Below are 14,772 nucleotides of genomic sequence, written 5' to 3'. Positions count from 1 at the left end.
CATGCGTTACGGTCGATACCGGAGACATGGGTATCGTTTCCGACCGGGCGAATGCACCCGCGTCGCATGATGGGGATTGTCGTTCTCCTGGCGCTGTGTACGACGGGCGTGTTTGCGCGCCGGCCGGCGCCGAGCCTCGCGGCGATCCTGAACGCCTGCAGATCGCGTCGCAGTTCGACATTCTCACGCAAGAGACTTTTGCAGCGTCCGCTGAGCGTGTGGCCTTGCAAATGGTTGTAAAGAGGTGCCGCTTGAAAAGCACTTTTCGGTCTGAAATGTACTCGATACCTTAAGTGATCCGATCAATTCATTAAAATCACAACAAATGCGACCAAGCGACCGGCCTATCGCTACACGGCCAAGCACTCGATCTATGTACATCGCGAGCATCAGGGACGTGGCGTCGGACGGCTCCTGATTCAGGAATTGATCGATACCTGTGCAGCAACAGGGTTTCGGCAGATGATTGGCTACATCGACGCCGACAACAAGGCGTCACTCGTCATCCACGAAAAATTCGGCTTTCACAGGGTCGGGCTGCTTCCGGGCGTTGCCTATCGATACGGCCGGTGGGCCGACGCCGTCATGGTGCAACGCTCGCTCGCAGCCGGTTCAACTGAGCCGCCGCAACTTTCCAAATTCGGTCGCTGAGAGTCGTGCCTGGCGCCTCCCGCCGCAGATCTTTGCCCCGACATGTTATTGTAACATGACGTCCCTAACGTCCAGCGCTGCATCATGACGGTCTTGTAGCGTGAGGCCATGGGTTTGTGGGCGGGGGCGCCGGTTCGCGCGCGGAGTTTTGCTTTCTGGTTGAGCCGCGCGACGCTATTACTCGGTGTTTTGGCCGTCAGCATGCCTGCAGCGGCGCAAGAACGTAGCCAGCACGGCCAGGCCAGCGCGCCAAGCCAGGCCATCACGTTCGATATTCCCGCCCAGCCCCTCGCGTCCGCGCTGCAAAGCTTCGGCCGCTTGACGCAGCTTGAGCTTTTCTATGAAAGCAGCCTGATGATAGATCGCCGTTCGTCATTGGTTCGGGGAGATTTGGCGCCCGACGCAGCGCTGCGCCTGTTGCTAAAGGGCACAGGTTTTACAATCGCGTCGTTCAGCCGTGGCACCATCACCATCCTGCCGCCGATGCCCACCAGCGCCGCGGAGCTTGCTCAGATCAAGCGCAAGGCGGGCGCGTTTACGCCGTACCTGGCGCTGTTGCAATTGGGCTTGCGCTCCGTCTTTTGTCGACAGCCTGATTTGCTGGTGGAGAAGGAAGAACTGCTGGTCCGTCTGAGGATCGGTCCGTCAGGTGTCGTGTCGTTCGCGGAACTTCTGTCGTCGACGGGGTCGCCCCAGCACGACCTCGCCTATCTGTCCGCCTTACGCTCGCTCTCCGTGGGAGAGCCGCCGCCTGCGGCCATGCCGCAGCCGGTGACGTTGATGATTTTGCCGCGGGACCAACGGCAGGTTGCAGAGTGCGCGGCTCCGGGTACGCGGTCGCCGTCGGTTGCCCATGACTGATCAGGCGACCATCACCGCCTTGCGTCAACTGCTGGTTGGCGACTACGACGACCTCAAACGCAGGTTGGCAAAGCGGCTCGGCTCGGAAGAGTTGGCCGGCGAAGCGCTGCAGGAAACCTACCTTCATCTCGAGCGGCCCGTTCGTGTAGGTATCGTTGACAGCCCGAAAAACTACCTGCTGACGATCGCCCTCAACGTGGCGCGCATGGCCTTCCGGCGGGAACGACGAACTGGCGGTTTGGCGGAGCTCGATGCCGCGCTCAGCGTCGTGGACGAGGCGCCGGATCCTCTCACGAGCGTGGAGGCTCGGCAGGAGGTGGAAGCGCTCAAGCGCGCTTTCGATGCGCTCTCACCGCGGCGGCGATACATTATCCTGGCGTCCCGGGTCGAGGGCAGGCGCCTGCACGACATCGCAGCGGAGCTGGGATTGTCACAGAGGTCCATCGAAAAGGAATTGAAGGCGGCCCTGCTGCACTGCGCAGAGAAAATGCAGCGCGATCTGGTGCAACGGTTCGGTCCGCGTCCGCCGCAAGCATCTATAGGAACAGGGGCGCCCCGAACTGCGCCTGACGAGCAAGATGACTGAGTCCCCTGATCAGCCTCGAATGACTCCATCGACGGAACCCGGCGACACAGAGGGCGCCGGCCTCAGCCGCGTGCAGCGCGAAGCGTACGCGTGGATGGCGGCATTCATGGCCAATGGCCTCAAGCCCGCCGAGGTCAGGACCATGCAGGCCTGGTACAACCAGAGCCCGGCGCACCGCGCCGCTTATGCCGAAGCCCGCCGTCTGTGGCATAGCCTCGGACCTGTCGCCCGACAGAGCATGCCGGATCGGGATCGTCAGCCTGGCAGACCCGCGATCCTGCGGGACAGCACGACGACGCGGCGCGCGGTGCTCGCCGGCACGGTCGCGGCCTCGGCCGCCTATCTGGTGGTACGTCCACCTCTGCATCTCTGGCCCTCCTATGCGGAGCTGGCGGCTGACTTGCGGACCGGTGCCGGCGAACACCGTGAGGTCATTCTGCCTTCCTCGGTCTTGCTGGACCTCAATACGAGAACCAGCATTGCCGTTCGCGCGCGCTCCGCCAATGCGACGGAGCTTGAGCTGATTTCCGGCGAGGCCGCGATCTCGACACGGGGGGCGTCCACTGCGGTCACCGTAACCGCTAACATGCGTCGCATCAGCGGCGATCAGGCGGACTTCAACGTACGCTGCGAAGGACCGGATGTCGTCGTCAGCTGTCTCGCCGGCAACTTGACGATCGCGCATGACGGTACAGTGAAGAACCTTGCTGCGGGTCAGCAACTTGCCTCAGGCGCCTCGGATAGCACGATCGCGAGTTTCGATCCGGAACGTGTCACGGCGTGGCGTCGCGGCTTGATGATCTTCGACTTCACGCCCGTCTCGCAAGTCGTCGCCGAGGTAAATCGCTATCGATCCGGACGTATCATCCTCACGAACGACGATATCGGCCGCCGACTGCTGAGCGCCCGGTTGCGTACGGACGACACGGACAAGATTATAACTCAGCTTGTGCACATCTTCGGCGCCAAGGTCAGGGAGTGGCCGGGCGGCATTGTCGTCTTGAGTTGACATGGCTGGCGGCGGTGGACCGCTCGTGGCCTTCGCCGTTGGTTGGAATTTTTCTCCTCTTGTCGCTCAAATCAGTTCGGTCTCACGCCCATCCGGTCATCTCAAAGGTAGGTCGCTCGCGATGGATGGACACCTTCCGGTCCGGACCTGGGCGACAGAGATGGAGTTGACGATGCTGAAGTGCGGATCGGTCGTTCAATCAACGGTTTCGTGCCAGCGCACGGCCAGGACTGTCGCTCTTCTTGCAGGTGTCAGCGCGCTTGCGCTGCTGGCGACGGGTTCGATGGCAAATGCTCGTTCGCTTGGCGCTCCGGCGTCGCCGATCGCTGCAGCGGGGGCAGTGACCGCGGCGACGGCGTCGCAGATCGAGGCAGCGAAGATCGCCGGCAGGACGCAGGCGGGATTGAAGCGGGCGATGCAGGCCATGCAGAACGCGCAGGGGGCGGCACGCGAAGCGGCGCGACTGCAACCTGTCGTGGTTCCGAATGGATTACGGCCTGGCGGCCTGCAGGTGGCGCCGGGCGCGACGCCGAGTGCCACCGACGGCGGCGCTGGCCTGTGGCAAGGCGCCAAGCTGCCGACAGAGGTCACGAGCGGTGGACGCAGCAACGTCATCGTCGAGCAGACGCAGTCGAAAGCCATCCTGACCTGGGAAAGCTTCAACGTCGGTCGCGAGACGGATCTCTATTTCAATCAGACAGCCGGCGGCGCCAATGCCAATCAATGGATCGCGCTCAACCGCGTCCTCGATCCGAGCGCGGCGCCGAGCCGAATTCTCGGGACCATCAAGGCCGAAGGGCAGGTCTACGTCATCAACCGGAATGGCATCATTTTCGGCGGGGCGAGCCAGGTCAATGTCGGCTCGCTGGTGGCGTCGTCGCTCAGCCTGTCGAACCAGCAGTTCATGGCCGGGATCAATTCGGGCCAGTTGATCGGTCCGATCGGGGGAGGCAGCGATTCCGACGTGCTTCCGACCTTTGGCGACGTTCCGCGGACGACGAACGTCAATGCCCTGGCGCCCGCCGTCTCCGGCAATGTCGAGGTGCAGGCGGGCGCACGGATCGCCAGCGGCAAGAACGGACTGCTCGGCCTGTTCGGAACCAACGTGACCAACGCCGGCACGCTGGCGACCGATGGCGGGCAGGTGATGCTCGCGGCGGGCGAGCAAGTGTGGCTCGTTCCAAACAGCGTTGATGGCGGTATGATCGGCATGCGGGCCTATGTATCTGCGCTGCCCAACTACTATACGCCAGGGATCTTCGACCCGGCGTTGTTTCAGTCGCTCGCCAACCGCACGGCGCAGGTCGGTATGGTCGTCACCAACAACGGCTTGATCGCCGCTGAAGCGGGCAACATTACGGTGGTCGGCTCTACCGTGGCGCAGAACGGTGTCATACGCGCGATCACGACGCTCGACGCGCCGGGTACGATCCTGATCGCAGGCGAGGACTCGTTTCTGACCGGGCAGAATGGCGGGATCAAGCGGCGCGGGGGGGCGGTCGTGTTCGGCGCGGACAGCGTCACGCAGATCGTCGTCGATTCCAGCAACGCGGTCGGCACGGGAGGATCGGCCGGCAATTCCTCGCTGCTGCGCATCAGTGGCAAGACGGTCGAGCTCAAGACGAAGATCGGAGCCGGCGCCGACGAACTTCAGGGTGCCTACGTTCAGGCCCAGGCCGGCAAGATCGACATCGATTTGCGCGCCACGGATGAGAACTTCAACGCGTCCGCCCGCGAGGGTTTCGACGTGCAGCCGGCCGCGCCATCGGCCGGCACGCGCCTGCTGATGCATGCCGGGTCGATCCTCGACGTCTCCGGCGTCTACGAAGCCGAGGTGCCGATGGAGCGCAACTCGGTCGAGGTGGAAGTGCGGGCGAACGAGCTGCGCGATTCGCCGCTGCAGCGCGACGGCATTCTCAAGGCCAAAAAGATCTGGGTCGACCGCCGCGTCAGCGGCAAGCGTGCCGACGGCTCGACCTGGCTGGGCACGGCAGTGGTCGACGCCAACAAGTATATCGCCAACGTGCCGACTTCGATGACCGAGCGCGCCGTCAAGGGCGGCCTGGTGAAGATCCATTCCAACGAAGTGATCGTCACGGCCGGGGCTGCGATCAACATATCGGGCGGCTCCATCCGGTATCTCGACGGCAACATTCGCACGACCCAGCTGGTGGGGGCGGATGGGCGAAGCTACGCGATCGGAAGCGCTCCGGCGGATATGGATTATGTCGGGCTCAACTCGAGCTTCACTGTCTCCCACGCCCGTCACAACATTGTCGAGACCTGGACCAGCCCGCTCGGCAGGAATCGCGAAACGCGCTTCGAAAAGGGCTATGTCGAAGGCGCGGCCGCCGGCTCGCTGGAGATCTACGCGAAGGCGCAAGTCCTGAATGGCGGTATCCTCGCGGATGCGATTGTCGGCGAGCGCCAGGTTCACGCGCCGGCGGCCGGCGGCTCATTGACGATCGGTGCCATTTCGCCGCCGGATACGCCGTTCAACGCCAACGATCTTCTGCTTCAGGCGCAGGCTGCGTCACTGCCGAGCAATTTCACGATGGCCAGCGCGCTGCCCTCCGAACGGGTCTCGACCCTGATATTGTCGACGGACATGCTCAACGAGAGCGGCCTGTCCAAGATCGACATTCGTACGGACGGCAACAAGGTCTTCGCCTCCGACGTCGACCTTCGTCTCCGGCCAGGCGCGTCGTTCTCGGTCTATAGCGGCGTCCCGGAAGGGCGGTCGACCACCGTCGACGGCTCGATCCGCATCGCCGGCGGGACCGTCTCGATCACCGGCATCGGCAACGTGATCGTGAAGAATAGCGCCAGGATCGACGTGAGCGGACAGTGGAGCAATGAGATGTTCTCGTTGCCCGTGTCCGACCAAGCGCGCAACGGCGGCTCTGTTACCTTTGGAGCGCAGGGCACCGGCTTCCGGCTGGTCTTCGAGTCCGGCTCCACGCTCGCCGCGGACGCCGGGGCGACGCACGGCGCCAATGGCAAGGTTTCGATCGGCAAGGCCGGCTCGATCACGCTCACGAGTACGCTGGCCATGGACCTCAGGCCGGTGACCATGAGCGCTTACGGTGTCGCCCTTTCAGACCAGGTGGCCGCAGCACCGGCCGGTGGATCGCTCATATTGCTCAACTCGCCAGCGGTCTCGATCGCCCCGGGAGGCGGCGCGCCGATTGGAAGCCTCATCACGCTGGATCCTTCCTTCTTCAACCGTGGTGGATTCAGCAACTTCTCCTTCGGGCTCGCCAGCATCCAGGACGGCGTGACGCTGGCGCCGCAGGTCCAGACCAAGGTGCTGTCTCCGGGTTACAGATATCGAGCTTCCACTGAATCCGTTGCGGCCGTCGCTGCCCCGACGATGCTGTCCGACGGCCAGCGCCCCGGGGTCGTCCTGAACATGACGACAACAGGCAATTTCGTCCTGCGCGCCAACACCAGGATTGGGGCAGGGATCGGCGGCAGCGTCGTCATCAACGGCGGCACCAGCGACGTCATCATAGCCGGCAAGATCGACGCGCCGGCCGGCTCGATAAATGTGACGGGCAGGAACGTCACCGTGGCTTCGACGGCGCAGTTGCTCGCACGTGGCGCAACCCGCATCGTCGCAGATGCACGCGGGGTGCGCAGCGACGACGTGTTCGATGGCGGCTCTGTCGGTCTGACCGCTCAGAACGAGGTCATTACCCGGGTCGGCTCGCTGATCGACGTGTCCGGCACGAGCGGCGACATCGACATTATCGAGGCGCACGCTGGTCTGTCGCGGCCGACATACAAACCTTTGACGGTCGCCGGCAACGGCGGATCGATCGTCATCGCAGGCCAAGGGCTCGTCGCTGGCACGCTCGTTGCAAATGCAGGCGGAGACGGCGCGGCGGGGGGCACGCTGTCACTCAACGTCGGTTCACCATCGAACGTGACGGTCCCTGCTGTACCATCGACGGTTTACTATCAGGATGCCAATGGCGTCTGGCAATCCCGCACTTCCGCGCAGGACCTCGATATCTTCAATCAATTTCCCGGCGCGGCCATGCCGGCAACCTCGATCACGGTGGCGGAACGGAACAAGGTCATTGCTGCCGTGACCGGCGGCAGCGGCCGTCTCCTGACCGTTTTCAACGACGACGCACTGGCCCCTGGTGGAGCAGGGTGGGAAAATTATCGCGTTTCGCTGCAGGAGGTCGATCCGACGATCACCCAGGCCGCACTCGATGTCTTCAGTCTATATAATTCGATCTACTACATCCGCAGCGGCAGCGGCACCGTCGCCAGTCCCTTCGTCTACACGAAGATGAACTACAATCCCGTGATCACTGAACTCGCGGTTCGGCAGTCCGCGTTTCAAGATGGTGGCTTTGCGGGCGTCAGTCTGACCAGTTCGAAAGTCGGTGTCCGCTTTGGCGATGGCGTGAACATCGCGGCCAGCCGGAATATCTCTGTTTCTGCGCCCGTGCTGACCGGTTTCAGCGGTGCCAGCGCCAGCCTCACGGCTCCGCTGGTGACCCTCTCTGCCGGCAAGGCTTCGGTTGCTGCGGCGAGCCGTGCCGGCATGTTCTCGGTCCATGCGCAACAGATCGAAATCGGCGGGGCTGCGTTCAAGGGCTTTGCCGACGTTGCCCTGAACAGCACTGGCGACTTGCTCATGTCGGGGGGCACCGCCGCCGCGCCGACAAGCCTGTTTGTGGACGGCGCGTTGACCCTCAACGCCGGCCAGATCTATCCGACGACGCTCGGCACCGCGAAAATCACGGCCACGCAGATCATCAACGTCATTCAGAACGGCGCGCGTCCCGTCGCACCGCTTTCGGCCGGCGGCAGCCTCACGCTGACCGCGCCGACGATCGTGCAGAGCGGCACCATGCGGGCGCCGTTCGGACAGATCACGCTGGATGCCGCGACGAGCCTGACGCTCGCTCCCGGCAGCCTGACGTCCGTCTCCGGCGCCGGCTTGGTCGTTCCTTTCGGCAATGTCGTCGACGAGACGCTCTGGTACACGAGCCAGAGCGCGACGACCCCGATCCTGTCGCCGCCGGAGAAGCGGCTTACCCTCAAAGCGCCCGTCATCGACACGCAGGCTGGCTCGGTCATCGACCTCTCGGGCGGCGGCGATCTGCTTGCCTACCAGTTCATTCCGGGATCCGGAGGCTCCTCCGATTATCTGACATATGGCGGCGCCGTCGCCATCATGCCGATCGGCATGGTCTCGAACCACGTCGGCAAGCGGATCGTCCATCTCGATGGCGGCAATGGCATCGCAGCGGGCGACTACGTCGTGTTGCCGGCCAGTTACGCGCTGCTGCCCGGCGCCTATCGGCTGGCGCCGCAGAACGCAAGCAACGGGCAACCGCTCTACGAGTTCAGCGGATCGGCACGTCTTCCCGACGGCTCGATACTGGTCGCGGGCCGCGGCTATAGCGGCGGCACCGATATAAGCGATCAGCGCGGCCAAGCCTACAAGGTGTCGCCGATCGGCACCACGCGCAGCCGTTCGGAATACAAAATCTGGACCGCCAACGAGTACTTCAGGTCCGGGAACTTCGTCGAGGCCATCCGCCGTCAGCAAGGCACCGAGGTAACTGCGATTCCCCGTCTGCCCATGGATGCCGGGGCCTTGCAGATCCAGGCGACGCTGTCGGCCACGCTCGCTGCCACGCTCATGGGATCTCCCGAAGCGGGCGGGCGAGGCGCCGCGATCGACATTTCGGCGGCCAAAATTGCGGTTGTTGGCGGTGTCGACGCTGCGGCTTACAAGGCCGCCGGCTATCTCGTGCTCGATGCCGCGCAATTGTCGGCGTTCGGCGGCGAGAGCCTGCTGTTGGGCGGCACCCGGTTGCAGACCGTCCGCGGTCTCGAGGTGGACGCCACTGCGATCAGCATCGTGGTCGCAACCGACGGCACCGACCGCAACGCCCTGATCGCGCCCGAAATCCTGCTCGCGTCAGAGGATTCAATCCAGATCGTCGCCGGCAGCCTGATCGAGGCCCGCGGATCGGTGGCCGGTCGATCATCAGGCGATATGCTGATCAAGCCGGCGGTTGCGGCCGTGAAAGACGCGAGCGGCAACGTGACGACACAAGCGCGCGACTTCGGAGCGCTTCTGCGCCTGTCGAACGGCGAGGCTGTACGCGTCATCCGCGACGGCGCGCAGACGACGCAGGGCACGTTGACGGTGGGCGGCGCCACGCTGCGAGGACGCGCATTGTTGCTCGATGCCACCAAATCGACCACGGTGTCGGCCAGCGCTGCCCTTCTCGCCAAGGTGCTCGACGTATCGAGCGGTCGCATCAGCATCGGGACGCCGCCGACCAACCCGGATGGTCTCGTTCTATCCGGCGGCTCGCTCGCGGCGCTGATGGGCGCTACCGATCTGCGCCTGCGCAGCTACTCATCGATCGATTTCTACGGCGAGGTGGCCCTCGGTGGTCGCAACGCCGACGGCACGTTCACGCTGACGAACCTGCTGCTCGACGCTGCGGCACTGAACGGCAGCACCGGCTCCGCCGTGACCGTGGCCGGCGCCGAGGTCGCGTTCACCAATACGCTGGGCGCTACCAACACCAATCTTGGCGGCGTCGGCGGAAGTCTCGTCGTCGCTGCGAACACGTTCTCGTTCGGCGCCGGCACCAAGGCGGTGACCGGATTCAATACGATACGGATTTCCGCCAGCACGGCCATCGTCGGCCGCGGTACGGGCACGACGGACTTCGCGGCCGCCAATCTCGCCTTCGACGCCCCGCGTCTGACGGCAGAGAGCGGCGCGTCGCAGGACTGGACGACCGCCGGAACGTTCGCGATGACGGGCACGCCGGCGAGCGGCGGCGCGGAGCGGCTGGGCGCCCGCCTGGCGATCACCGCCAGTGCGATCACCCAAGGCGGCCTGATCGACCTCGCGGCTGGATCGCTGTCGCTGCGGGCGACCAGCGGCGACGTCACGCTGACGTCGGGATCGATCACCCGGGCGCAAGGCTTCTCGCGCACCTTCTACGACCAGCAAGCCGATATTGCCGCCGGCACCATTGCCTTGACCGCAGACCAGGGAAGGGTGTGGGCGCAGGCCGGATCGCTGCTCGACGTCTCCGGCAGCGGAAATGGCGCCGCCGGCACCTTGTCGATTGCGACCCCGCTGCACGAGGCCCGGCTTGACGGCGACCTGTGGGCGGGCAGGGGCGGCAACTTCACGCTGGATGCCAGTGCGGTCAGCGCCTTCGGCGCCCTCAGCGGCAGACTGAGGCAAGGTGGGTTCGACGGCGACCTCGGCTTCCGCCTGCGCAGCGGCGACGTCGTCATCGACGGCGAGACACGCGCGCGCAGCTTCACGCTGGCGACCGATGCCGGCGGTGTCCGGGTGACCGGGACGATCGACGTCAGCGGAGCGGCAGGCGGGGCAGTCCGGCTTGCCGCCAGGCAAGACCTCACGGTCGTCGGCGGCGCGATCCTGCGCGCCAACGCCGGCAGTGCAAAGGAGAGCTCGGGGCTCATCGAACTCGTGGCGGCGGACGGCAGCATGGACCTCGGGGCCGGCGCGACGATCGAGGCGCTGGGCGGCCGCAACGGCATGGGCGAGATCCGGCTGCGCTTCAAGCGCGATGACAGCGACGGCAGCGCGAAGCTCGTAAACGCCGCAGCCACCATGACGGCCGGCCGGATCGTCGCGGAAGCCTATCGCAGCTACGGTGTCACCGCGGTCGATACGGCGTTGCCCGGTGCGCTCGCCGACGCTGCGGGCTTCATGTCGGCTTACGCGGCCGGCATCGAGGCCCGGCTTGGCCGCAGTTCCGACCCGACGTTCCATCTGGTGCCCGGCGTCGAGCTGGCGTCGAGCGGCGATCTCACGCTGTCCACCGCGACGGACCTGCACGCAGCGCGTTACGGCGGCGAGGCCGGCGTATTGACCTTGCGGGCGGGCGGAAACCTGGTGCTGAACGGCAGCTTGTCGGACGGGTTCGCCAGCGCGGCGATGACCGCGGCGGTCGGCACCGACGCCGCATCCTGGTCCTATCGCCTGGTCGGCGGCGCCGACCTCGGCGCGGCGAATCCGATGGCGGTGCGTCCGCTGGCGGCGTTCGCCGACGGCACTTCCGGCAATATCCGGCTCGGCAGCGGCACACTTGTGCGCACCGGCACCGGCTCGATCACGATCGCTGCCGGCAACGATCTAGTACTCGCCGACCAGACCTCGGTCATCTACACGGCCGGCGCGCGCGTCGCCGATCCGTCGCTGGGCGGCACCTACACCGGCAACGTCTATAACCCGGCCTTCACGCAAGGCGGCGGCGACGTCCAGATCAGGGCGCAGAACGACGTCAAGACGCTGGTCGCCAGCGACCAGATGATCATCGACTGGCTCTGGCGGATGGGAAACTCGAACACCACTAATTATCCGGCGTCGGAAAATAACGACGGCGCTTTTCTGTCAGGCGCGCAGACTTCCTGGTGGATCAACTTCGCGACGTTCCAGCAGGGCGTGGCCGCGCTGGGCGGCGGTAACGTCTCGCTCGAGGCGGGCCGTGACGTGTCCAATGTCTCGGTCTCGACACCGACGCAGGGGCGTGTCGGCGGCGGCCGCACAGCCAGCGAGGCCAAGAGACTGGTCATCACCGGCGGCGGAGATATGACCGTACGCGCCGGCCGCGATGTCGTTGGCGGCGTCTACTATGTGGACCACGGCACCGGGGCGATCACCGCCGGGCGCGCAGTCACCTCGAATCGCACGGCGCTATACAGCGAGAGAAATGTCACTCCTGTAACCACGCGCACGGTCCCCATCCGCACGGCGCTGGCGCTGGGCGATGCCGACCTAACGGTTATCGCCGGGGGCGCGATCGACCTTGGCGCGATCGGAAATCCGACATTGTGGTCGCAAGCCCAGGGCCAGGTAGGCGCGAGTGTGCGTAGCTATTTCTCGACCTATGGGGTCGACACGGATCTGACCCTGCTCTCGGTCGGTGGTGATGTCCGCCTCTGGAATGCGGCACTCCATTATCAGGCTGCTACCCCGGCCTGGCAGAACTTCAGCGGGAGCTCCACCTCGGCTTACTTCACGGCGATGCGACCCCTCGTTCACACGCCCCCGCGGATCAAAGCGATCGCGGCTGCCGGCAGCATCACGATCGAAGGCGGCATGGTGCTGTGGCCGTCAGCAAGTGGGAATCTCGATCTTTGGGCGCAGGACTCGATCAACATCAAATTGACGGGCTTTGGTACGTTCAGTGGCTCGGCCTATTCCAACCTGGTAATGTCGCCGGACGATCCCGAGAAGGTCGGATCAGTGCTTCGGCCGCTCAAGCTGATCGTCGACGAAAAGGTTTTGTGGGGCATTCCGTCCGATTATCCCAGCGGGGATTTGTGGGGGTATTTCCCCGCCGGCGCCCGTGGAGACAGTCGCCCGGACCGACTGTTGCATCAGAGCGATTTCGAGCCCAGTCGGCTCTATGCGAATTCCGGCAATCTCACGGTCGGCAGTCCTCGCATGAGCACGGCGCAATACTATCCAGAGCAGATCAGGATTCGTGCCGGGCGCGACATCAATAATCTGCAGTTGCGCGCCCAGAATATCCACGCTTCGGATCTGACCCTGCTGCAGGCCGGTCGCGACATCAATCTGGGTCAAGGCCCGATCTCGATAGACGGCCCCGGCTTTGCGCTCGTCGAGGCCGGCCGCGACGTGTTCCTCGGCAGCGGTGCAGGGATCCAGACGGTCGGTAACGGTGAGACCTCGAATGGCTCAGGCAACCCGACAACCTACTCCAATCCATTGTTGCCGCGGCAGGGCGCGAGCCTGCTGGTGCTCGCCGGGACGGCCGACGGTCCGCGCTATGACGCCTTCATCGATGCCTATCTCGATCCGACCAAAGCCGCGGTGCGGCCCGAGTATCTCGTGTCGCTGGTCTCGTTCATGCGGCAGGTCACGGGCGATCCGAACCTGTCGCTGGAGGCGGCGCTCGCGGCGATTCGCGAACCTCGCTTCGCCGATCATCGCAAGTTCCTGGTCGACAAGGTGCTGTCGCGCGAACTGCGCGCCGCCGGCCGTGGCCAGCTCGACGGCCTCGGCGACCAGGGCCTCGGATACGAGCGCGGCTACAAGGCGCTCGCGACCCTGTTTCCGGGCGCCGAGAAAGCGGGCAAAACCGCTTGGCAGGGTGATGTCATCATGCAGCAATCGATGATCCGGACCTATCTCGGCGGTGACGTCGATATCGTCGCGCCGGGCGGCATCCTGCAGGTGAGTGCGCTGTCCTCGAATGCCGTTGGCGAACGCGACGGCGTTCTCACCATCAATGGCGGCGAAATCCGCATCACTACCGGCTCGGGCGCCATCATCAACAAGTCGCGCGTGCTCACCGCGCGCGGCGGCGACATCACCATCTGGTCGACTTACGGCGACATCGATGCCGGCAAGGGCCGCAAGTCTTCCCTGACCACTCCGCCGACGACCTATTCGCTGTCACCCGACGGCAACATCAGCTATCGCGTTAATCCGAACTTCGCCGGCAGTGGCATCTCCACCCAGCAGGGCGCGCCGGATGCACCCCTGTCGGATGTCGATCTCTATGCACCGAGCGGCACCATCAATGCCGGTGACGCGGGCATCAGGGTAAGCGGCAGTATTTATCTCGGCGCGCTGCAGATCCTGGGAGCGGAAAACATCCATGCGGGCGGTGCGATCAAGGGCTTGCCCAAAGCAACGGCTGATTCAGTCCCGCTGATGGTGGAGACCAAGGACAAGGCGGCATCCGATGCTCTGAAGGATGCGACCCAGGCCGCGCCGCCGGAGCGTCCCTCCGTCATCATTGTCGAGGTGCTGGGCTATGGCGGCGGCGACGGCGGCCCGGCGAACGAAGACGACGAAAGTCGGCGCCGGGCGCGTGATCAGCGAAGCTACAATCCGAATAGCCCCTATCAAGTTATCGGCCTGGGTTCGCTGACCGAAGAGCAGACGGCAGCGCTCGCTGCGGAGAAACGAGCTGAACGAACGTCCCCAGTAGGGACGCGACGGTGAGCCAAATATCGAGGGGGTCTCCTGGGCGATGTGCCTCCTCTGCGGCTTTTAAGCTCGGTCGAGCGGAAGGTGCTGAAGCCGTGGCGCCTCTGAAGTTTTGCGAGCCGCTATCGAAGCGCTCCCACTTGGATGGCATGCCGATAAAGCCTGCCATCACCACTTTCGGCGTGGGCCCGTGCGTGTCCGACTCAGTGAAGATCGCGGGCGTGCGGTCGCGGACTTGCGTTCGTCCTGGGCTCGGAGCCCGGACAGAAAACGCAGCGCCACAGATCGTCGGAGAAATAAACAAAGGATCGCGTTGGGCTGGCCAAATCCTGAACCTCGATGGAGTCGGCGCGCTCTACCAGCTTCCACCGCTTCGAGAAGTTTCCATTCGGTAATTCTAGCAGGCTGGATGGCAACGCCTTGCTAGCTGCTCAACGCTTAGACAACGAGAAGAGTTTTGCAAACGTCTCGGAAGTGGCCGGAAATAGCCGGATCAAAATGTAGGGGGGTTGCAAAACTAGGTGTGGGATTTCAACGGCCTAGGCCGAAAGCCGTTGTGCTACCGTTACACCATTCCCCAAGAATTGCTCAATGACATCAGCATCTTAGATCGTCATCCGGGCAATCGCTCGTGGCCGGACTCGCAAGATCCGGCGATCTGGCGCCCTT

5 protein-coding genes are annotated in these 14,772 nt (G+C 64.5%); all 5 read left to right on the top strand.

Going from position 1 to position 14,772, the window contains the following annotated elements; translation table 11 throughout:
* Positions 1–309 precede the first annotated feature (309 nt).
* The gene (locus tag QUH67_RS21120; RefSeq protein WP_407080470.1) at positions 310–651 is read left to right on the top strand and encodes a GNAT family N-acetyltransferase; all 342 of its coding nucleotides are present in this window, start codon (positions 310–312) and stop codon (positions 649–651) included.
* A 159-nt stretch (positions 652–810) separates the two neighbouring features.
* Positions 811–1,512 (top strand): STN domain-containing protein, encoded by a 702-nt coding sequence (locus QUH67_RS21115; protein WP_300940910.1) that lies wholly within the window; start codon positions 811–813, stop codon positions 1,510–1,512.
* Positions 1,505–2,098 (top strand): RNA polymerase sigma factor, encoded by a 594-nt coding sequence (locus QUH67_RS21110; RefSeq protein WP_300940908.1) that lies wholly within the window; start codon positions 1,505–1,507, stop codon positions 2,096–2,098. Before QUH67_RS21115 ends, QUH67_RS21110 begins: the two co-directional genes overlap by 8 nt.
* Before the next feature lie 19 nt (positions 2,099–2,117).
* On the top strand, positions 2,118–3,107 hold the full coding sequence (locus tag QUH67_RS21105) for a FecR family protein (RefSeq protein WP_300940906.1): 990 nt from the start codon (positions 2,118–2,120) through the stop codon (positions 3,105–3,107).
* Between the two features lie 283 nt (positions 3,108–3,390).
* A complete protein-coding gene (locus tag QUH67_RS21100) occupies positions 3,391–14,118 on the top strand; it encodes a filamentous haemagglutinin family protein (RefSeq protein ID WP_300940905.1) in 10,728 nt (3,575 codons plus the stop codon).
* The last annotated feature ends 654 nt before the right edge of the window (positions 14,119–14,772 follow it).

The organism is Bradyrhizobium roseum (assembly GCF_030413175.1).
Classification (GTDB): domain Bacteria; phylum Pseudomonadota; class Alphaproteobacteria; order Rhizobiales; family Xanthobacteraceae; genus Bradyrhizobium; species Bradyrhizobium roseum.
This window is presented reverse-complemented; position numbering and strand designations above follow the sequence as displayed.

Excerpts from the sequence above, each read along its gene's own strand:
- QUH67_RS21110 (WP_300940908.1), top strand. The coding sequence starts at position 1,505 with ATGACTGATCAGGCGACCATCACCGCCTTGCGTCAACTGCTGGTTGGC.
- QUH67_RS21105 (WP_300940906.1), top strand. The coding sequence starts at position 2,118 with ATGACTCCATCGACGGAACCCGGCGACACAGAGGGCGCCGGCCTCAGC.
- QUH67_RS21100 (WP_300940905.1), top strand. The coding sequence starts at position 3,391 with ATGGCAAATGCTCGTTCGCTTGGCGCTCCGGCGTCGCCGATCGCTGCA.